This window comes from Micromonospora sp. AMSO1212t, from assembly GCF_008868145.1.
GTDB lineage: Bacteria > Actinomycetota > Actinomycetes > Mycobacteriales > Micromonosporaceae > Micromonospora > Micromonospora tulbaghiae.
The window spans coordinates 11,497-29,211 of sequence record NZ_WBKS01000004.1 but is presented as its reverse complement, the minus strand read 5'-3'; the positions used below and the strand labels follow the sequence as shown (position 1 = coordinate 29,211).

The following is a 17,715-nucleotide window of genomic DNA, read 5'->3' as shown; positions in this document are numbered from 1 at the left end:
AAAGTTAGGCGAAATTCGCATGCGGGTGAGCAATGAGGAGCTTGGCATGACGACCGATGCGTTCATCTACGACGCGTTGCGCACGCCGCGCGGGCGGGGCAAGCCGACCGGAGCGCTGCACGGGGTGAAGCCGGTTTCGCTGATCACCGGCCTGATCGAGGAGACCCTGCGGCGGATGCCCGGCCTCGATCCGGCGCTGATCGACGACATCGTGCTCGGGGTGGTGTCCCCGCTCGGCGACCAGGGCGCCGACATCGCCCGGACCGCCGCCGTCGCCGCCGGCCTGCCCGACACCGTGGCCGGCGTCCAGCTCAACCGCTTCTGCGCCTCCGGCCTGGAGGCGGTGAACATCGCCGCGCAGAAGGTGCGCTCCGGCTGGGAGGATCTCGTCCTCGCCGGTGGCGTCGAGTCGATGTCCCGGGTGCCGATGGGCTCCGACGGCGGGGCGTGGGCGCTCGATCCGGAGGTCAACTACACCACCGGGTTCGTGCCGCAGGGCATCAGCGCCGACCTCATCGCCACCATCGCCGGCTTCGACCGGGAGACGGTCGACGCGTACGCGCTCCAGTCGCAGGCGCGGGCCGCGAAGGCGTGGGCCAACGGCTACTTCGCCCGGTCCGTGGTGCCGGTCCGCGACCGCAACGGGCTCACCGTCCTGGACCGGGACGAGCACATCCGGGCTGACTCGACGGCGGAGAGCCTCGCCGCGCTGCGCCCCTCGTTCGCCGAGATCGGCCAGAAGGCGGGCTTCGACGCGGTCGCGTTGCAGAAGTACCACTGGGTCGAGCGGATCGAGCACGTCCACACCGCGGGGAACTCCTCCGGCATCGTCGACGGCGCCGCGCTCGTCGTGGTCGGCAGTGAGGCGGCCGGCGCCGCCGCCGGCCTCACCCCGCGAGCCCGCGTCCTGGCGACCGCGCTCAGCGGCGCCGACACCACCATCATGCTCACCGGTCCGGCCCCGGCGGCCCGCAAGGCGCTGGCCAAGGCCGGTCTCGGCGTCGACGACCTCGACCTGGTGGAGATCAACGAGGCGTTCGCCGCGGTGGTCCTTCGGTTCGTCGCCGACCTCGGCCTGAACCCGGACACCGTCAACGTCAACGGCGGGGCGATCGCGATGGGACACCCGCTGGGCGCGACCGGCGCCATGATCCTCGGCACGCTCGTCGACGAACTGGAACGACGCGGCGGCCGCTACGGCCTGGCCACGCTCTGCGCGGGCGGCGGCATGGGCATCGCGACCGTGATCGAACGAATCTGAGGAGCACGAATGGCCAACACCATCCGGTGGGAGCACGGCGACGACGGCATCGTGCTGCTCACCCTCGACCACCCCGGCCGCTCGGCGAACGTGATGAACGCGGAGTTCGGCGCGAGCCTCACGGCCACTGTGGACCGGCTCGAAGCCGAGCGCGACCGGATCACCGGCGTGATCGTCACCTCGGCCAAGAAGACGTTCTTCGCCGGGGGCGACCTGGAGACCCTGGTGCGGCTGACCCCCGCCGACGCCGAGGCGTCAGCGGCCGGCGCGGCCGCGCTCAAGCACGCCGTACGCCGGCTGGAGACGCTCGGCCGGCCGGTCGTCGCCGCGATCAACGGATCCGCCCTCGGCGGCGGACTGGAACTGGCGCTGGGCTGCCACCACCGCGTCGTGCTCGACGACCCGGCGATCGAGATCGGCTTCCCCGAGGTCACGCTCGGCCTGCTGCCCGGCTGCGGTGGCGTGGTGCGTACCGTCCGGCTGCTCGGTGTCACCGCCGCGCTGACCGACTGGCTGCTGCGCGGCCAGCGCCGCCGGCCGCAGGACGCGCTCGCGCACGGGCTGGTCGACGAGCTCGCCACCGACCGGGACGCCCTGATGGCCGCCGCCCGCGACTGGATCGCCGCCCACCCCGACGCGACCCAGCCGTACGACCGTAAGGGCTACCGGATGCCCGGCGGCACCCCGTCCAGCCCGGGGCTCGCGGTCCAGTTGCCGGCCATGCCCGCCCTGCTGCGCAAACAGCTCAAGGGTGCGCCCTACCCGGCGCCCCGCAACATCCTCGCCGCCGCCGTCGAGGGCGCCCAGGTCGACCTGGACACCGCGTTCACCGTCGAGGGGCGGTACTTCACCGAGCTGGCCACCGGCCAGATCGCCAAGAACATGATCAAGGCACTGTTCTTCGACCTCCAGACCGCCCGGTCCCGGGCCGCCGGCGGGGCACACGAGCCGGTGAGCAGCGTCGCGGTGGTCGGCGCGGGCATGATGGGCGCCGCCATCGCGTACGTCTGCGCCCGTGCCGGGATGCGGGTCGTGCTCAAGGACGTCACCGCCGAGGGGGCGGCGCGGGGCAAGGCGTACTCGGCGGGCCTGCTCGACAAGGCGGTCGCCCGGGGCCGGTCCACGCCAGACGAGCGCGACGAGATCCTGGGCCGGATCCACGCCACCGGCGACCTCGCCGACCTGGCCGGCGTCGACCTCGCGATCGAGGCGGTCTTCGAGGACCCGGCGCTCAAGCACAAGGTGTACGCCGAGATCGAGCAGGTCGCGCCGGGCGCGCTCATCGCCTCCAACACGTCCACGCTGCCCATCACGCTGCTCGCCGAGGGCGTCAGCCGGCCGGATGAGTTCGTCGGGCTGCACTTCTTCTCCCCGGTGGACAAGATGCCGCTGGTCGAGGTGATCCGCGGTGAGCGGACCGACGAGACCACGCTGGGCCGAGCGCTGGGCGTCGTACGCCGGCTGCGCAAGACGCCGATCGTGGTCAACGACAGCCGGGGCTTCTTCACCAGCCGGGTCATCGGGACGTTCACCAACGAGGGCGTGGCGATGCTGGCCGAGGGCATCCCGGCGGCGACCGTCGAGCAGGCCAGCAGCCAGGCCGGGTATCCCGCGCCGGTCCTCGCGCTGATGGACGAGCTGACCCTGACCCTGCCCCGGAAGATCCGGCAGGAGACGGCCGCGGCCACAGTCGCCGCCGGTGGCACCTGGACGCCGCACGCGGCCGACGCGGTGATCGACCGGATGATCGACGAGTGCGGCCGGACCGGGCGCTCCGGTGGCGCCGGCTTCTACGACTACCGCGACGGGAAACGGGCCGGGCTCTGGCCGGGGCTGCGGGAGCAGTTCGGCGGCACGAACCTGGACACGCCGTTCGAGGACCTCAAGGAGCGGATGCTGTTCATCGAGGCGATCGAGTCGGTGCGGTGCCTGGACGAGGGCGTGCTGACCTCGGTGGCCGACGCCAACGTCGGCTCGATCCTGGGCATCGGCTACCCGAGTTGGACCGGCGGCGTCCTCCAGTACGTCAACCAGTACGACGGCGGGCTGCCGGGCTTCGTGGCCCGCGCCCGGGTGCTCGCCGAGCGGTACGGGCAGCGGTTCGACCCGCCGCCGCTGCTGGTGGCCATGGCCGAGCGGGGCGAGCGGTTCGAATAGGGTCCGGCCGGCCGCGGCCTCGACGAGTGGCCGCGGCCGGCGCTCTCCTCAGACGCCCCGGCCCGTCTTCGCCAGCCCTCGGGCGATCGGCCGCTCGCGTCCCCAGGCGGCCAGCGGCTCGAGGGCGTCGTTGAGGCGCACGCCGTCCGCGGTCAGCGAGTACTCGACGCGGGGCGGCACCTCGTCGTAGGAGACGCGGTGCACGACGCCGTCCGCCTCCATCTCGCGGAGGTGTGCGGCCAGCACCTTCTCGGTGACCCCCGGCAGCAGTCGACGCAACTCGCCGAAGCGGCGGCAGGGGTGCTCGTGGAGGGCCCAGAGGATCAGCACCTTCCACTTGCCCCCGATCACCTCCATCGCGGTGTCGATCCCGCAGACGTGGCCTCCTGGTGCGCCCGGCCGGTTCAACGTCGCCATGCCCCGCCCCTCCGACGTGCTCGCTCACCTCAGGGTAACCACCTACTCCGAAGTGCGTACTTGATCATCTTTTGGCCTGCGACCAGCCTGAGGGCATGGCACCGAACACTGTCGACAAGACCCCCGTCACGCTGCTGGGCCTCGGCGCGATGGGCACCGCGCTGGCCCGCACCTGGATCGCCGCGGGCCACCCGCTCACCGTCTGGAACCGCACCCCGGCCCGCGCAGCGGCGATCTCCGACGAGGGGGCGGGGCTCGCGGACAGCGCCGCTGCGGCCGTCGCGGCGAACACCCTGGTCGTCGTCTGTCTATTGGACGACGACTCGGTCGGGGAGGTGCTGGCCGGCACCGACCTGACCGGCAAGGATCTGGTCAATCTGACCACCGGCACCCCTGCCGAGGCCCGCTCCCGAGCCGAGTGGGCCCGCGAGCGCGGTGCCCGCTACCTGGACGGCGGGATCATGGCCGTTCCTCCGATGATCGGCCTCCCGGAGGCCGGCGGTTACGTCTTCTACAGCGGCTCGCGGGAGCTGTTCGAGCGGCACCGGGAGACGTTGGGCGTCCCGGCCGGCACCACCTACGTCGGCCGGGACGCGGGCTTCGCCGCCCTGCACGACGTGGCCCTGCTCAGCGCCATGTACGGGATGTTCGCCGGGGCAGCGCACGCCTTCGCCCTGATCCGCAAGGAGGACATCGACCCCGCGTCGCTGGCCCCGCTGCTCGCCGACTGGCTCGTGACGATGGCCCCGGCAGTTCATCAGACCGCCGACCAGCTGCGCGGCGGCGACTACACGAAGGGTGTCGTCTCCAGTCTCGCCATGCAGGTGGCCGGCACGCCGACCTTCCTGAGCACCGCCGAACAGCAGGGCGTCAGCCCGGAACTGCTCAGCCCGTACTTCGAACTGATGCGCCGCCGCCTGGCGCAGGGCGGCGGCGAGGAGGACCTGACGGGCGTGATCGACCTGCTGGTGCGCGGGCCGGATCACGTCAGGACATCTGCTCGGACAGCCCGTACGTCTTGGCGATGATCTCGCGCTGGATCTCGCTGGCGCCGCCGTAGACGGTGGACACGATCGACGAGCGCACCAGGCGCTCCATGTCGAACTCGGTGGTGTAGCCGTAGCCGCCCATCATCTGCATCGCGTCCAGGGCGACCCGGCGGGCGGTCTCGGTGGCCTTGAGCTTCGCCATCGAACTCTCCCGGGGCAGCACCGTGTCCGGCGCCTTGTCGACCTTGGCGGCGGTGTCGTAGACCAGCAGCCGGGCGCACTCGATCTCGGTGGCCAGGTCGGCCAGCCGGTGCCGGAGCACCTGGAACGATCCGATCGGCCGGCGGAACTGCCGCCGGTGCTTCACGTACTCGACGACGTCGCCGAACGCCCGCTGCGCGGTGCCGAGCATGACGCTGGCGAGGATCAGCCGCTCCATGTTGAGCCCGGCCATCAGTTGCCGCCAGCCGTTGTCGACCTCGCCGACCACGGCGTCGGCGGGCAGCACGCAGTCGGTGAAGTAGAGGTCGTTCACCTCCCGGCCGCCCATGGTGTCGATGCCGGAGACGGTCAGGCCGGGCGCCGAGGCGGGGACCAGGAACATGGTCAGGCCGTGGTGGTCGCCGGCCCGGCCGGAGGTGCGGGCGACCAGCAGGATGTGCTCGGCCAGGTGGGCGTTCGAACACCACGTCTTCTGGCCGTTGACGACGTACCCGTCGTCGCGGCGCTCGGCGCGGCAGCTCAGGTTCGCCACGTCGGAGCCGGCCTCGGGCTCGGACATCGCGACCGCCTCGATGACGCCGCGGGCCACTCCGGACAGGATCAGCTTCTTCTGCGCCGGCGTGCCGAACCGCTGGTAGGTGGCGGCCACGATGATCGAGGTGGTGAAGCCGCCGATCGGGGCCATCGCGCGGGCCGTCTCCTCCAGGAACAGGCACAGCTCCGTCATGCCGGCGCCGCCGCCATCGAACTCCTCCGGCAGGGACAGGCCCAGCCAGCCGAGGTCGGCCATCTTGCGGTACAGCTCCGGGCTGTGCGGTTCCCGGCCGCCGTTCGTGAGGTTCTGCCGCTGCTCGCGGGTGCCCACCTCGCGGCGGCAGAAGTCCCGCACCGCCTCGACCAGGGATCGTTGCTCGTCGCTCCACTCCACTGCGGTACCTCCAGCGCGTCAGCAGGGATTGACAGCAAGGCTAGACTATCGAATATCAAATGTCAGGAGGCTGTCGATGACGTCCCTCGTGGAGCACCCTCGCCGGCTGCGCGTCGTCGACCCGGTGACAGGTGAGCACCGCGCCGACTACGAGATCGCCGACGACGCCGCAGTGCGCGCCGCCGTGTCGCGAGCCCGCGAGGCGGCCGGCTGGTGGGCCGGCCTGGACGCCCGGCAACGCCGCCGCCACCTGCTGGCGTACAAGGCGGCAGTCGCCGGCGGTATCGAGGAGCTGGCCGGGATCGTCCGGAGCGAGACCGGCAAGAGCCTCGCCGGGGCGCAGCTCGAGGTGATGCTCGCCGTCGAGCACCTGGACTGGGCGGCCCGGCACGCCGCGCGGGTGCTCAGGCGGCGCTCGGTCCCCTCCGGCCTGCTCGCGTTCAACCAGGCCGCCTCCGTCGAGTACGTGCCGTACGGCGTGGTCGGCGTGATCGGCCCGTGGAACTACCCCGTCTACACGCCGATGGGTGCGGTGTCGCACGCGCTGGCCGCCGGCAACGCTGTGGTGTTCAAGCCCAGCGAGTTCACCCCCGGTGTCGGTGTGTGGCTGGCCGAGCGCTGGCACGAGCTGTTCCCCGACCACCCGGTCCTCCAGGTGGTCACCGGCGACGGCACGACCGGCGCGGCGCTGTGCCGCGCGTCGGTCGACAAGATCGCGTTCACCGGGTCGGCCGCGACCGGGCGCGCGGTCATGGCCGCCTGCGCCGAGAGCCTGACACCGGTGGTGATCGAGGGCGGGGGTAAGGACGCTCTGATCGTCACCGCCGACGCCGACCTCGACGCGGCCGCGCGGGCGGCGGTCTTCGGGGGACTGGGCAACGCCGGGCAGACGTGTGCCGGCGTCGAGCGCGTCTACGTCGAACGGTCCGTCTACCAGCCGTTCCTGGCCACGCTCACCGAGCTGGCGCGGCAGGTCCGGCCGGGCGCCGAGCCGGACGCGCCGTACGGGCCGATGACCACGCCCACCCAGCCGGACGTCGTGCGGCGCCACGTCACCGACGCGCTCGACCGGGGCGCCCGGGCGGTGGTCGGTGACGTGGATTCGGTACGTCCCCCGTTCGTGGAGCCGGTCGTGCTGACCGACGTGCCCGAGGACAGCGCCGCCGTCACCGAGGAGACGTTCGGCCCGGTGCTCGTGGTCAACCCGGTGGCCGACGCCGACGAGGCGGTACGCCGGACGAACGCGACCAGCTACGGGCTCTCCGGTTCGATCTTCACCCGCGACCGTCGCCGTGGCCTGGCGCTCGCCGGGCGGCTGCGGGCCGGCGCGGTGTCGGTCAACTCCGTGCTGGGGTACGCGGGGGTGCCGTCACTGCCCTTCGGCGGTGTGGGCGACTCCGGATTCGGGCGGGTCCACGGCGCGGACGGCCTGCGCGAGTTCAGCCGGGCGCGATCGGTGACGTGGCAGCGGTTCCGGCCGCTGATCGAAGTGATGACGCTCCAGCCGTCCGCCTCCGCGATGAAGCGCTCGCTGGTGATGTTCGCGTGGCGTCATGGCCGCCGGTGACTCACTCGTTCCACACGCCCAGTCCGTCGAGGTGCTTGACCAGCCGTTCCGCGCCGTCGGTGAAGTGCCGGGCCATGACCGGCCGGACGGCCTCCGGGTCGCCTGCCGCGAGCGCGTCGAGCAGCGCCTCGTGATCGGCGACCATGCCGGCCCGCCACTCCGGGTCGGCGGCGTAGAACCGCGACGGCGTGTAGCGGGTCACGGTCCGCAGCAGCCAGGACAGCTTGCGCGCGTCGGCGAGCCGGTTGATCCGGCGGTGGAACTCGTATTCGAGCTGCTCGACCCGGCTGGTCTGCCGGGCCTGGGCGGCGCGGCGCAGCCGTTCGTGCTGCTGCCGCAGGTCGTCGAGCTGGTCCGGCGTGATGCTGACGGCGACCCGGGCGGCCAGCTCACCGGCGATGTGGCCCTGGAGGCTGAACACGTCGATGATGTCCTGCCGGGACAGCGGCGCCACCACGTGCCCGCGTCGCGGTTGCAGCTCGACCATGTCCTCCGCGCGCAGCATCAGCAGCGCCTCACGCACCGGTGTGATGCTCAGCCCGGTCTCCTGGGCGATTTCCTCCAGCCGGATTCGTTCGCCGGGGCGCAGCTGGCCGGACATGATCCGGTCGCGCAGCAAGCTCGCCACCGTCTCGGAGAGCTGGGGCTGGGACACGCTCGGGGTCTTGCCACGTTCCGCCACCGGACAAGGGTATCAAATGTCAAATGTCACAAGGATCGAGTCGGTGAGCGCGTCCGAGCAGGCCGGTGACGGTCTGCGGGCCGCCACCGCCGACGGCGTACGCACCATCTGGTTCGACCGGCCCGACCGGCGCAACGCGATGACGCTGGAGATGTTCCGCGACTACTACGCGGCTCTGGTGGCGGCCGACGCGGACCCGGAGGTACGGGCGGTCGTGGTCACCGGCACCGGCGACTGGTTCTGTGCCGGCGCCGACCCGGAGGCGCTCGCCGCGCTGCTCGACGAGCACAACCGCGATCTGCTGGCGGGCGAGTTCGGCTTCCCGCCGCACCTGCCGTTGACGCTCGGCACGCCGATCGTCGCCGCGGTGAACGGCGGCGCGGCGGGCCTCGGCCTGGTCCACGCGCTCTACGCCGACGTGCGGTTCATGGCGGCGCAGGCGCGCCTGTCCACCACGTTCAGCCGGCTCGGCCTCGTCGCCGAGTACGGCAGCGCCTGGCTGCTGCCCCGGCTGGTCGGCCTCGGCGCCGCGCTGGACCTGCTGGTGTCCGGCCGCAAGGTCGACGCGGTGGAGGCGTTCCGGATCGGGCTCGTGCAACGCGTGCTCCCGCGCGAGGAGGTGCTGGCCGAGGCACAAGCCTATGCGGCGGACCTGGCGCAGCACTGCTCACCGGCCTCCATGGCGGTGATCCGGCGGCAGGTGTTCTCCGGCCTGGAGACCGGCGCCGCCGAGGCCGCCGCCGACGCGATCCGGCTCATGGTCGAGTCGCTGGCCGGCGCCGACTTCGGCGAGGCCCTGATCGGCCGGGCCCAGGGGCGCGCGCCCCGCTTCGCCCCACGGGCCGGCGCGTGAGCGGCCCGCTCGCCGGCGTCCGGGTCGTGGAACTGGCCGGGATCGGCCCCGGCCCGTTCGCCGCCATGCTGCTCGCCGACCTCGGCGCCGACGTGGTGCGCATCGACCGGCCGGAACCCGGCGCGTTCGCGGCCGGCGACCCCGCGCGGAACCTGCTCAACCGGGGCAAGCGCTCGATCGTGGTCGACCTGAAGCACCCCGACGGCGCCGAGGTGGTCCTCGCGCTGGCCGGCCGGGCCGCGATCCTGATCGAGGGCTGGCGCCCCGGTGTCGCCGAGCGGCTCGGCGTCGGACCGGAGGCCGCCCTGGCCCGCAACCCGGGGCTGGTCTACGGGCGGATGACCGGCTGGGGACAGGACGGGCCGCTGGCCCGCGCCGCCGGCCACGACATCGGCTACATCGCGGTGGCCGGGGCGCTGCACCCGATCGGCCGCGCCGGCGGGCCGCCGCAGATCCCGCTCAACCTGGTCGGCGACTTCGGCGGCGGCGCGCTCTACCTGGTCGTCGGCATCCTGGCGGCGCTGCACGTCGCCGGCGCCACCGGGCGTGGGCAGGTCGTCGACGCCGCCATCGTGGACGGCGCGGCCCACCTCACCACCCCGTTCGCCGGGCTGCTCGCGCAGGGCGCCTGGCGACCCGAGCGGGGCCGCAACCTGCTCGACGGCGGCGCGCCGTTCTACGACGTGTACGCCACCGCCGACGGCGGGCACATGGCGGTCGGCGCGCTGGAACCCCAGTTCTACGCCGAACTGCTGCGGCGGCTCGGGCTCGCCGACGCGGACCTGCCGGACCGGCACGACGTCACCGGATGGCCGGTGCTGCGCGCCCGCTTCGCCGAGGTGTTCGCCGGGCGTACCCGCGACGAGTGGACGGCCGTGTTCGACGGCACCGACGCCTGCGTCGCGCCGGTGCTGTCGCTCACCGAGGCGCCGGGTCACCCGCACCTGGCCGCGCGTGGCACGTACGAGGAGCACTTCGGCGTCCGGCAGCCCGCCGTGGCGCCCCGTCTGTCCGGGACACCCGGCCGGGTCGGCGGCCCGCCGCCCGTGCCGGGCGCGGACACCGAGCCCGTCCTCACCGACTGGGGGCTGGACGAACACCTACCGCGGTGGCTGGACGGCGGCGCCGTCGGCCGGAAGCAGGGAGCAGCGCACTGATGCGTATCGGGACGACACTGGCGTACGCCGCCGACCCCCGCAGCGGCGCCGACGACGTGGCCGCCTGGGAAGAGGACGGCCTGGACGTGGTCTGGGTGTCCGAGGCGTACGGCTTCGACGCGCCCACGGTAATGGGTTACCTGGCCGCCCGGACGAGCCGCGTCCACATCGGCTCCGCGATCCTGCCGATCTTCTCGCGTACCCCGGCTCTGCTGGCGCAGACCGCGGCGGGCCTGGACGCGATGTCCGGCGGCCGGGCCATCCTCGGCCTGGGCGCGTCCGGACCGCAGGTGATCGAGGGATGGCACGGCGTCGCGTACGACCGGCCGCTGGCCCGCACCCGTGAGGTGATCGAGATCTGCCGGCGGGTGTGGCGGCGCGAGACGCTGACGAACGACGGCCTCTACCGGCTGCCGCTGCCGCCCGGCGACGGCACCGGGCTGGGCAAGCCGCTGAAGATCCTCACCCACCCGGTACGCGACCGCATCCCGATCCACGTGGCCAGCCTGGGTGACCGCAACGTCCGGATGACCGCCGAGATCGCCGACGGGTGGCTGCCGTTCCTCTACGACCCGCGGCGCGCGGGCGACGTCTGGGGCGCCGCGCTGGCGGCCGGCCGGGCGAAGCGGTCGGCCGATCTCGGGCCGTTGGAGGTGGTGGCCGGTGGGCCGCTGGCCATCGGACCGGACGTGACCGGGCTGCGCGACCTCGCCCGGCCGCTGATCGCCCTGTACGTGGGCGGGATGGGCGCCAAGGGCCGCAACTTCTACCACGACCTGCTGTGCCGCTACGGCTACGCCGCCGAGGCGGACCGCATCCAGGAACTCTACCTGGACGGCCGCAAGGCCGAGGCCGCCGCCGCGGTTCCGGCGGAACTGCTGGAACGCACCAGCCTGATCGGGCCGGAGAGCTACGTGCGCGACCGGGTCCAGGAGTACCGCGACGCCGGCGTGACGATCCTCAACGTCGCGCCGCTGGGCGAGGACCCCCGGCGCCTCGTCGCCGCCGTCGCGGACATGGCCCGGTAGCGCGGAGGAGGGAGCTGACACACATGGACCGCACCGTCTTCACCGCCGACCACCTCGCGTTCGCCGAACTGGTGCGCGCGTTCATCGACAAGGAGATCACCCCGCACCACGAGCGCTGGGAGGCCGACGGCATCGTCGACCGCGGCGTGTGGCGGGCCGCGGGCGCCGCCGGCCTGCTCGGCTTCTTCGTCGACGAACGGTACGGCGGCGCCGGGGTGACCGACCGGCGCTTCCACGCCGTGCTGACCGAGGAACTGGCCCGGGCCGGTGCGAGCGGGCCGGCGTTCGGCCTGCACAACGACATCATCGGGCCGTACCTGACCGACCTGACCACCGAGGAGCAGAAGCAGCGCTGGCTGCCGGGCTTCTGCTCCGGCGAGATCGTCACGGCTATCGCGATGTCCGAGCCCGGCGCCGGCAGCGACCTGGCGGGCATCACCACCACGGCGGTACGCGACGGCGACGACTACGTCCTCAACGGGCAGAAGACGTTCATCAGCAACGGCATCCTGGCCGACCTGGTCGTCGTGGTCGCCCGTACCGATCCCGGGGCCGGGCGGCGGGGGATCAGCCTGCTCGTGGTCGAACGCGGCATGCCCGGGTTCGAGCGTGGCCGCAACCTCGACAAGCTCGGGCAGAAGGCGCAGGACACCGCCGAGCTGTTCTTCGCCGACGTACGGGTGCCCGCGGCCAACCTGCTCGGCACCGAGGGCGAGGGCTTCGCCTACCTGATGCGCAACCTGCCGCTGGAGCGGCTGTCGATAGCCGTCGCGGCGCTCGCCGGCGCCGAGACGGTGTTCGCGCAGACGCTCGACTACTGCAGGCAGCGCCAGGCGTTCGACCGTCCCATCGGCAGTTTCCAGCACAACCGGTTCGTGCTCGCCGAACTCGCCACCGAGCTGCGTCTGGGCCGGGTCTTCGTGGATCAGTGCCTGGTCGCGCCGGACCTCACCGCGGAGACGGCGGCGATGGCGAAGTGGTGGTGCACCGAGTTGCAGCAGCGCGTCGTGGACCGGTGCCTCCAGTTGCACGGCGGCTACGGCTACATGCGCGAGTACCCGGTGGCCCGCGCCTACCTGGACGCCCGCGTCCAGACCATCTACGGCGGCACCACCGAGATCATGAAGGAGGTGATCGGCCGGTCACTCGGCCTGTGAGCCGGGCTCCAGCATGGGTACGAGGAACCGGCGGGCCATGGCGCGCAGCTCGTCGGCGTCGTCGAGGTCGATGACGTGACTCGGGGTGAGCAGGAAGGAGCAGGACAGCCGGGTCATCAGCTCGGCGACCACCTCGACGTCAACAGTGGCGGCGATGGTGCCGGCGCGCTGCTCGCGGCGCAGCTGCCCGGCCACGAACCGCTGCACAGTCGCCAGCGTCCGCCCGCCGTCGCTGATCATCGAGGGGATGAGCACGTCCGGTTCGACGCTCATCAGCCCGCCGATCAGCGGGTTGCGGCGGATCGCGTCCAGCGCGCTGACGAAGCCCAGCACCACCCGGTCGCCGACTGTCTCCGCCTGCTGGATGTCGACCAGGAACCGGTCGAAGTAGCGCCGGAACTCGCGGCGGACCACCTGCTCGACCAGCCGGTCCTTGGTGGCGAACCGGCGGTACGCGGTGATCCGGGAGACGCCCGCCCGCCGGGCCACGTCCTCCATGGTGGAGCGGCGGATGCCCATCCGGCAGAACTGCTCGTAGGCGGCGTCGAGGATCCGGGTGGCCACCTCGTCGGCGTCGTCGGCGCTGTGCAGCGCCTCGGTGAAGGCGCGTTCCAGCAGCGACTCCGGCGGGCCGGCCGGTTCGTCGTGACCCGCATCGGGGGAGGACGCCTGCGCCGGAGCGGTCCGGGCCATGGGTGCCCTCCCGGGAGAGACAGTGACGCGGTTGGCGCTTCACCGTACCAATCGCCGGGGCGTACCCCCGTGCGAGCGCGACCGCCGCGCCCCGCGGATGCGGGGCGCGGCGGTCGCCTGGGTCGTGCGGTGTCCGGTCAGGAGCCGGCGCGCTTGGCCGTCGCCTTCAGGTAGTCCCGGTTGAGCCGGCCGATGGTGTTCAGCGGGATGCCCTTCGGGCAGGCCGAGGCGCACTCGCCGATGTTGGTGCAGCCGCCGAAGCCGGCCTCGTCGTGCGCGTCCACCATGCCGATCACCCGGGTGTAGCGCTCCGGCTGGCCCTGCGGCAGCAGCGAGAGCTGGGTGATCTTCGCGGCGGTGAACAGCATGCCGGAGCCGTTCGGGCAGGCCGCCACGCAGGCGCCGCAGCCGATGCAGGCCGCAGACTCGAACGCGGCGTCCGCGTCGGCCTTCGGCACCGGCACCGAGTGCGCCTCCGGGGCGCTGCCGGTCGGCGCGGTGACGTAGCCGCCGGCGGCGATGATCTGGTCGAACGCGTTGCGGTTGACGACCAGGTCCTTGACGACCGGGAAGGCGCGGGCCCGCCAGGGCTCGATGTCGATCGTGTCGCCGTCGGAGAACTGCCGCATGTGCAGCTGGCAGGCGGTGGTGCCGCGCTGCGGGCCGTGCGCCTCACCGTTGATCATGAGGCTGCACATGCCGCAGATGCCCTCGCGGCAGTCGTGGTCGAACGCGATTGGCTCCTCGCCGTCCAGGATCAGCCGCTCGTTGAGTACGTCGAGCATCTCCAGGAAGGACATGTCCGGGGACACGTCCTGCACCGGGTAGGTCACCATCCGACCCTTGTCCTCGGGGCCGTGCTGGCGCCAGATGCGCAGGGTCAGGTTCACTTGTAGCTCCGCTGCGTGGGGTGGACGTATTCGAAGGTCAGGTCTTCCTTGTGCAGCACGGGCTCACCGGTGCCGGTGTACTCCCAGGCCGCCACGTAGGCGAACCGGTCGTCGTCGCGCTGCGCCTCGCCGTCGGGCGTCTGGTGCTCGGCCCGGAAGTGGCCGCCGCAGGACTCCTCGCGGTGCAGGGCGTCGATGCACATCAGCTCGGCCAGCTCGAAGAAGTCGGCCACCCGGCCGGCCTTCTCCAGCGACTGGTTGAGCCCCTCGCCGTCGCCCGGGACGCGCACCCGCTGCCAGAACTGCTCGCGCAGCGCGCGGATCTCGTCGATCGCCTTGCGCAGCCCGGCCTCGGAGCGCTCCATGCCGCAGTGCTCCCACATGATCTGGCCCAGCTCGCGGTGGAACGAGTCCACGGTGCGGTCGCCGTTGATCGCGAGCAGCCGCTTGATCCGGTCCTCGACCTCGGTACGCGCCGCGACCGCCTCGGGGTGGCTGGCGTCGACCTTGTCCAGCGGGCCGGAGGAGGCCAGGTAGTTGGCGAGCGTGTTCGGCAGCACGAAGTAGCCGTCGGCCAGGCCCTGCATCAGCGCCGAGGCGCCGAGCCGGTTCGCGCCGTGGTCGGAGAAGTTGGCCTCACCGATCACGAACAGGCCGGGGATGCTCGACTGGAGGTCGTAGTCGACCCAGAGACCGCCCATCGTGTAGTGCACGGCGGGGTAGATCCGCATCGGCACCTCGTACGGATCCTCGCCGGTGATCCGCTCGTACATCTCGAAGAGGTTGCCGTACTTGGCCTCGATGGCCTTGCGGCCGAGCCGGTTGATCGCGTCGGCGAAGTCCAGGTAGACGCCGAGGCCGGTCGGGCCGACGCCGCGTCCGGAGTCGCAGACGTTCTTCGCAGCGCGGGAGGCGATGTCGCGGGGGACCAGGTTGCCGAAGGACGGGTAGATCCGCTCCAGGTAGTAGTCCCGCTCGTCCTCGGGGATCTCCCGCGGGCTGCGCTGGTCGCCCTTGGCCTTGGGCACCCACACCCGGCCGTCGTTGCGCAGCGACTCGCTCATCAGGGTCAGCTTCGACTGGTGGTCGCCGGAGACCGGGATGCAGGTCGGGTGGATCTGGGTGTAGCAGGGGTTGGCGAAGTACGCGCCCTTGCGGTGCGCCCGCCAGGAGGCGGTGACGTTGCAGCCCTTGGCGTTCGTGGAGAGGTAGAAGACGTTGCCGTAGCCGCCGGAGGCGAGCACGACCGCGTCGGCCATCTCGGTGCTGATCTCGCCGGTGACCATGTCGCGCACCACGATGCCGCGCGCACGGCCGTCGACGAGGACCAGTTCGAGCATCTCGTGGCGGGCGTTCATCTCCACGTTGCCCAGGCCGATCTGCCGCTCCAGGGCCTGGTACGCGCCGAGCAGCAGCTGCTGGCCCGTCTGGCCCCGGGCGTAGAAGGTGCGCTGCACCTGGGCGCCGCCGAAGGAGCGCGTGTCCAGCAGGCCGCCGTACTCGCGGGCGAACGGCACGCCCTGGGCCACGCACTGGTCGATGATGTTGACCGACACCTCGGCCAGCCGGTGCACGTTCGACTCACGGGAGCGGAAGTCGCCGCCCTTGACCGTGTCGTAGAAGAGCCGGTGCACCGAGTCGCCGTCGTTGCGGTAGTTCTTGGCGGCGTTGATGCCGCCCTGCGCGGCGATCGAGTGGGCCCGGCGCGGGCTGTCCTGGTAGCAGTAGGACCGCACCTGGTAGCCCTGCTCGGCCAGCGTGGCGGCGGCGGAGCCGCCGGCCAGGCCGGTGCCGACCACGATCACCGTCATCTTCCGGCGGTTGGCCGGGTTGACCAGCTTCATCTCGAAGCGGTGGCGCTCCCACCGCGTCTCGACCGGGCCGTCCGGGGCCCGGGTGTCGGCGATCGGGTCGCCCTCGGTGTAGAGATCCATGTCAGGCCACCAATCCGGTGATCACGGCGAACGGGACCAGCAGGTAGCCGCCGACGAGCGCGACGGCGAAGACGAGCGCGGCGATCCGGGCCCGGCGCTCGCCCTTGGGCGTCTGCTGGCCGAGGCTGCGGAACGCGCTGAAGGCGCCGTGGCGCAGGTGGAAGCCGAGGGTCACCAGCGCGAGGGTGTAGAAGAGCGTGACGTACCAGCGCTCCGGCGCGAAGCCGGCGACCACGTTGCCGTACGGGTTCGACGGGTCGCCCTGCGGGTTCAGGTGACCCGTGGTCAGGTCCAGGATGTGGTAGATCACGAAGAGCAGGATGATCACACCACCCCAGCGCATCGTGCGGGCCGCGTAGTTCACGTGGATCTTGCGGCGGTGCGCGTACTTCACCGGGCGGGCGGCCCGGGACCGCATCGCGAGCACGGTGGCGGCACCGATGTGCCCGAGGACGGCCGCGGTGAGCACCGTGCGCTGGATCCACAGGAACCAGGTCGTGGGCAGCAGCGGCGTGCCGATGTCCCGCAGCCAGTGCGCGTAGTGGTCGAACGACGTCTCGCCCGTGAAGATCTTCAGGTTCCCGAGCATGTGCAGGATCAGGAACAGCACAAGGATGATGCCCGTCACCGCCATGACGGCCTTGAGGCCGACGTTCGAGCGGATGGGCGACCGAGTTTTCGTGATTACCACGCGAACGACGCTAGGAGCACTTCGATCAGGCGTCCAATGCATCGAAATCGCAGTGTTGATAGCCGTAAGCTATGTAGATGCAGCTCCATCAGCTTCGGTACTTCGTAGCGGTCGCCGAAGTACGACATTTCACCCAGGCAGCCGATCTTGTCGGCATAACCCAGCCCTCGTTGAGTAAGCAAATTCACGCGCTGGAGGCCGACCTCGGTGCCCCGTTGTTCGAACGGGTAAGGGGCAACATCACACTCACCGCGGCCGGCGAGGTGCTGCTGCCGCTGGCCAAGCGGATCCTGGCCGACGTGGAGACCGCGACCCGCGAGGTGCAGGAGCTGGTGGGGCTGCGCCGTGGCCGGGTCCGGCTCGGCGCCACACCCAGCCTGGCCACCTCGCTCGCCCCGCCGGTGCTGCGGCGGTTCCGCGACGCGTACCCCACTGTCGACCTGCGGGTCGAGGAGGGCGGCTCGCAGGACCTCGTCCGGGACCTGCTCCGCGGCGACCTCGACCTCGCCCTGATCATCATGCCGTCGGCCGGCACCGACCCGGGGCTGCGCGCCGACCCGATCCTGCGCGAGAGCCTCGTGGTCGCCTCGGTCGATCCGCTGCCCGGCGCCTCGCCCGAGGGGGAGCTGCGCATCACCGACCTGCGCGACCAGCCGCTCGTCATGTTCCGCGAGGGCTACGACCTGCGCGACGCCACGCTCCAGGCGTGCCGTGCGGCCGGCTTCGAGCCGACCCTGTCCGTGGACGGCGGGGAGATGGACGCGGTGCTCAGCTTCGTCGAGGCCGGGCTCGGCGTCGCGCTGGTGCCCGGCATCGTGGTGGCCCGCCGGGCCGGCATCCGGGTCACCCGGCTCGTCCCGCCCGGCGTCCGCCGGACCATCGCGGTGGCCCGCCGCCGCGACGTGGTGCCCACCCATGCCGGGCGCGAGCTGCGCCGCATCCTCCTGGAGTACGTCCACGACGCCACCGCCACCGCCGAACTCCCCCCAGGCGTAGAGCCGCTGTAGCCCCGCCCCGCCGCGTCGTTGATCTTGCACATTGGGCCCCGGCGAAAGGGGCGAAAACCCCGGTGCGGGGGCGCCAAGTGCA

The 17,715-nt window shown here is 72.1% G+C and carries 16 protein-coding genes; 9 read left to right on the top strand and 7 right to left on the bottom strand.

Annotation, left to right across the window (positions count from 1 at the left end; all coding sequences use genetic code 11):
* The first annotated feature begins 46 nt into the window (after positions 1 to 46).
* Both F8279_RS02035 and F8279_RS02030 read left to right on the top strand, forming a co-directional pair.
* Positions 47 to 1,261 carry an acetyl-CoA C-acetyltransferase gene (locus tag F8279_RS02035; RefSeq protein ID WP_091423743.1) on the top strand — a complete coding sequence of 405 codons (1,215 nt, stop codon included), beginning with the start codon at positions 47 to 49 and terminating at the stop codon, positions 1,259 to 1,261.
* Between the two features lie 9 nt (positions 1,262 to 1,270).
* On the top strand, positions 1,271 to 3,418 hold the full coding sequence (locus F8279_RS02030; RefSeq protein WP_091423747.1) for a 3-hydroxyacyl-CoA dehydrogenase NAD-binding domain-containing protein: 2,148 nt from the start codon (positions 1,271 to 1,273) through the stop codon (positions 3,416 to 3,418).
* A gap of 48 nt (positions 3,419 to 3,466) precedes the next feature.
* On the opposite strand, the gene F8279_RS02025 is transcribed toward F8279_RS02030, so the two are convergent.
* Positions 3,467 to 3,835 carry a helix-turn-helix domain-containing protein gene (locus F8279_RS02025; protein WP_091423750.1) on the bottom strand — a complete coding sequence of 123 codons (369 nt, stop codon included), beginning with the start codon at positions 3,833 to 3,835 and terminating at the stop codon, positions 3,467 to 3,469.
* A 95-nt stretch (positions 3,836 to 3,930) separates the two neighbouring features.
* On the opposite strand from F8279_RS02025, the gene F8279_RS02020 reads away from it, so the two are divergent.
* Positions 3,931 to 4,863 carry an NAD(P)-dependent oxidoreductase gene (locus tag F8279_RS02020; protein ID WP_091423753.1) on the top strand — a complete coding sequence of 311 codons (933 nt, stop codon included), beginning with the start codon at positions 3,931 to 3,933 and terminating at the stop codon, positions 4,861 to 4,863.
* On the opposite strand, the gene F8279_RS02015 is transcribed toward F8279_RS02020, so the two are convergent.
* Positions 4,823 to 5,974 (bottom strand): acyl-CoA dehydrogenase family protein, encoded by a 1,152-nt coding sequence (locus tag F8279_RS02015; RefSeq protein WP_091423756.1) that lies wholly within the window; start codon positions 5,972 to 5,974, stop codon positions 4,823 to 4,825. The two genes, F8279_RS02020 and F8279_RS02015, sit on opposite strands and share 41 nt — an antisense overlap.
* Before the next feature lie 76 nt (positions 5,975 to 6,050).
* Between F8279_RS02015 and F8279_RS02010 the strand changes: the two genes are divergently transcribed.
* Positions 6,051 to 7,541, top strand: coding sequence for an aldehyde dehydrogenase family protein (locus tag F8279_RS02010; RefSeq protein WP_091423760.1), 1,491 nt, complete (start codon positions 6,051 to 6,053; stop codon positions 7,539 to 7,541).
* A 1-nt stretch (position 7,542) separates the two neighbouring features.
* Here F8279_RS02010 and F8279_RS02005 read toward each other — a convergent pair whose 3' ends face one another.
* Positions 7,543 to 8,223, bottom strand: coding sequence for a GntR family transcriptional regulator (locus F8279_RS02005; RefSeq protein WP_091423763.1), 681 nt, complete (start codon positions 8,221 to 8,223; stop codon positions 7,543 to 7,545).
* 43 nt (positions 8,224 to 8,266) lie between these two features.
* Between F8279_RS02005 and F8279_RS02000 the strand changes: the two genes are divergently transcribed.
* Genes F8279_RS02000 through F8279_RS01985 form a run of 4 tightly spaced genes read left to right on the top strand, consistent with a single transcriptional unit; the run spans position 8,267 to position 12,418 of the window.
* Positions 8,267 to 9,076 carry an enoyl-CoA hydratase-related protein gene (locus tag F8279_RS02000; protein ID WP_225853075.1) on the top strand — a complete coding sequence of 270 codons (810 nt, stop codon included), beginning with the start codon at positions 8,267 to 8,269 and terminating at the stop codon, positions 9,074 to 9,076.
* On the top strand, positions 9,073 to 10,233 hold the full coding sequence (locus tag F8279_RS01995) for a CaiB/BaiF CoA-transferase family protein (RefSeq protein WP_091423770.1): 1,161 nt from the start codon (positions 9,073 to 9,075) through the stop codon (positions 10,231 to 10,233). The genes F8279_RS02000 and F8279_RS01995 overlap by 4 nt, the downstream gene beginning before the upstream one ends.
* Positions 10,233 to 11,261: an LLM class F420-dependent oxidoreductase gene (locus F8279_RS01990; RefSeq protein ID WP_091423774.1), complete on the top strand. Its 1,029-nt coding sequence runs from the start codon at positions 10,233 to 10,235 to the stop codon at positions 11,259 to 11,261. Before F8279_RS01995 ends, F8279_RS01990 begins: the two co-directional genes overlap by 1 nt.
* A gap of 23 nt (positions 11,262 to 11,284) precedes the next feature.
* Positions 11,285 to 12,418 (top strand): acyl-CoA dehydrogenase family protein, encoded by a 1,134-nt coding sequence (locus tag F8279_RS01985; RefSeq protein ID WP_091423779.1) that lies wholly within the window; start codon positions 11,285 to 11,287, stop codon positions 12,416 to 12,418.
* On the opposite strand, the gene F8279_RS01980 is transcribed toward F8279_RS01985, so the two are convergent.
* The 4 genes from F8279_RS01980 to F8279_RS01965 form a co-directional block, all read right to left on the bottom strand.
* Positions 12,404 to 13,111, bottom strand: coding sequence for a TetR/AcrR family transcriptional regulator (locus F8279_RS01980; protein ID WP_091423782.1), 708 nt, complete (start codon positions 13,109 to 13,111; stop codon positions 12,404 to 12,406). The genes F8279_RS01985 and F8279_RS01980 overlap by 15 nt on opposite strands.
* 137 nt (positions 13,112 to 13,248) lie before the next feature.
* Positions 13,249 to 14,001, bottom strand: coding sequence for a succinate dehydrogenase/fumarate reductase iron-sulfur subunit (locus tag F8279_RS01975; RefSeq protein WP_091423785.1), 753 nt, complete (start codon positions 13,999 to 14,001; stop codon positions 13,249 to 13,251).
* Positions 13,998 to 15,935, bottom strand: coding sequence for a fumarate reductase/succinate dehydrogenase flavoprotein subunit (locus F8279_RS01970; RefSeq protein ID WP_091423788.1), 1,938 nt, complete (start codon positions 15,933 to 15,935; stop codon positions 13,998 to 14,000). Before F8279_RS01970 ends, F8279_RS01975 begins: the two co-directional genes overlap by 4 nt.
* A 1-nt stretch (position 15,936) precedes the next feature.
* The gene (locus F8279_RS01965) at positions 15,937 to 16,668 is read right to left on the bottom strand and encodes a succinate dehydrogenase cytochrome b subunit (RefSeq protein ID WP_175438795.1); all 732 of its coding nucleotides are present in this window, start codon (positions 16,666 to 16,668) and stop codon (positions 15,937 to 15,939) included.
* Positions 16,669 to 16,703: 35 nt separating this feature from the next.
* Here F8279_RS01965 and F8279_RS01960 point away from each other — a divergent pair, with 35 nt between their 5' ends.
* On the top strand, positions 16,704 to 17,633 hold the full coding sequence (locus F8279_RS01960) for a LysR family transcriptional regulator (protein ID WP_091423792.1): 930 nt from the start codon (positions 16,704 to 16,706) through the stop codon (positions 17,631 to 17,633).
* Positions 17,634 to 17,715 lie beyond the last annotated feature (82 nt).

Coding starts and splice junctions, on each gene's coding strand:
- F8279_RS01965 (WP_175438795.1), bottom strand. CDS start 16,668: ATGCATTGGACGCCTGATCGAAGTGCTCCTAGCGTCGTTCGCGTGGTA.
- F8279_RS01970 (WP_091423788.1), bottom strand. CDS start 15,935: ATGGATCTCTACACCGAGGGCGACCCGATCGCCGACACCCGGGCCCCG.
- F8279_RS02035 (WP_091423743.1), top strand. CDS start 47: ATGACGACCGATGCGTTCATCTACGACGCGTTGCGCACGCCGCGCGGG.
- F8279_RS02020 (WP_091423753.1), top strand. CDS start 3,931: ATGGCACCGAACACTGTCGACAAGACCCCCGTCACGCTGCTGGGCCTC.
- F8279_RS01980 (WP_091423782.1), bottom strand. CDS start 13,111: ATGGCCCGGACCGCTCCGGCGCAGGCGTCCTCCCCCGATGCGGGTCAC.
- F8279_RS02030 (WP_091423747.1), top strand. CDS start 1,271: ATGGCCAACACCATCCGGTGGGAGCACGGCGACGACGGCATCGTGCTG.
- F8279_RS01985 (WP_091423779.1), top strand. CDS start 11,285: ATGGACCGCACCGTCTTCACCGCCGACCACCTCGCGTTCGCCGAACTG.
- F8279_RS02010 (WP_091423760.1), top strand. CDS start 6,051: ATGACGTCCCTCGTGGAGCACCCTCGCCGGCTGCGCGTCGTCGACCCG.
- F8279_RS01960 (WP_091423792.1), top strand. CDS start 16,704: ATGCAGCTCCATCAGCTTCGGTACTTCGTAGCGGTCGCCGAAGTACGA.
- F8279_RS02025 (WP_091423750.1), bottom strand. CDS start 3,835: ATGGCGACGTTGAACCGGCCGGGCGCACCAGGAGGCCACGTCTGCGGG.
- F8279_RS01990 (WP_091423774.1), top strand. CDS start 10,233: ATGCGTATCGGGACGACACTGGCGTACGCCGCCGACCCCCGCAGCGGC.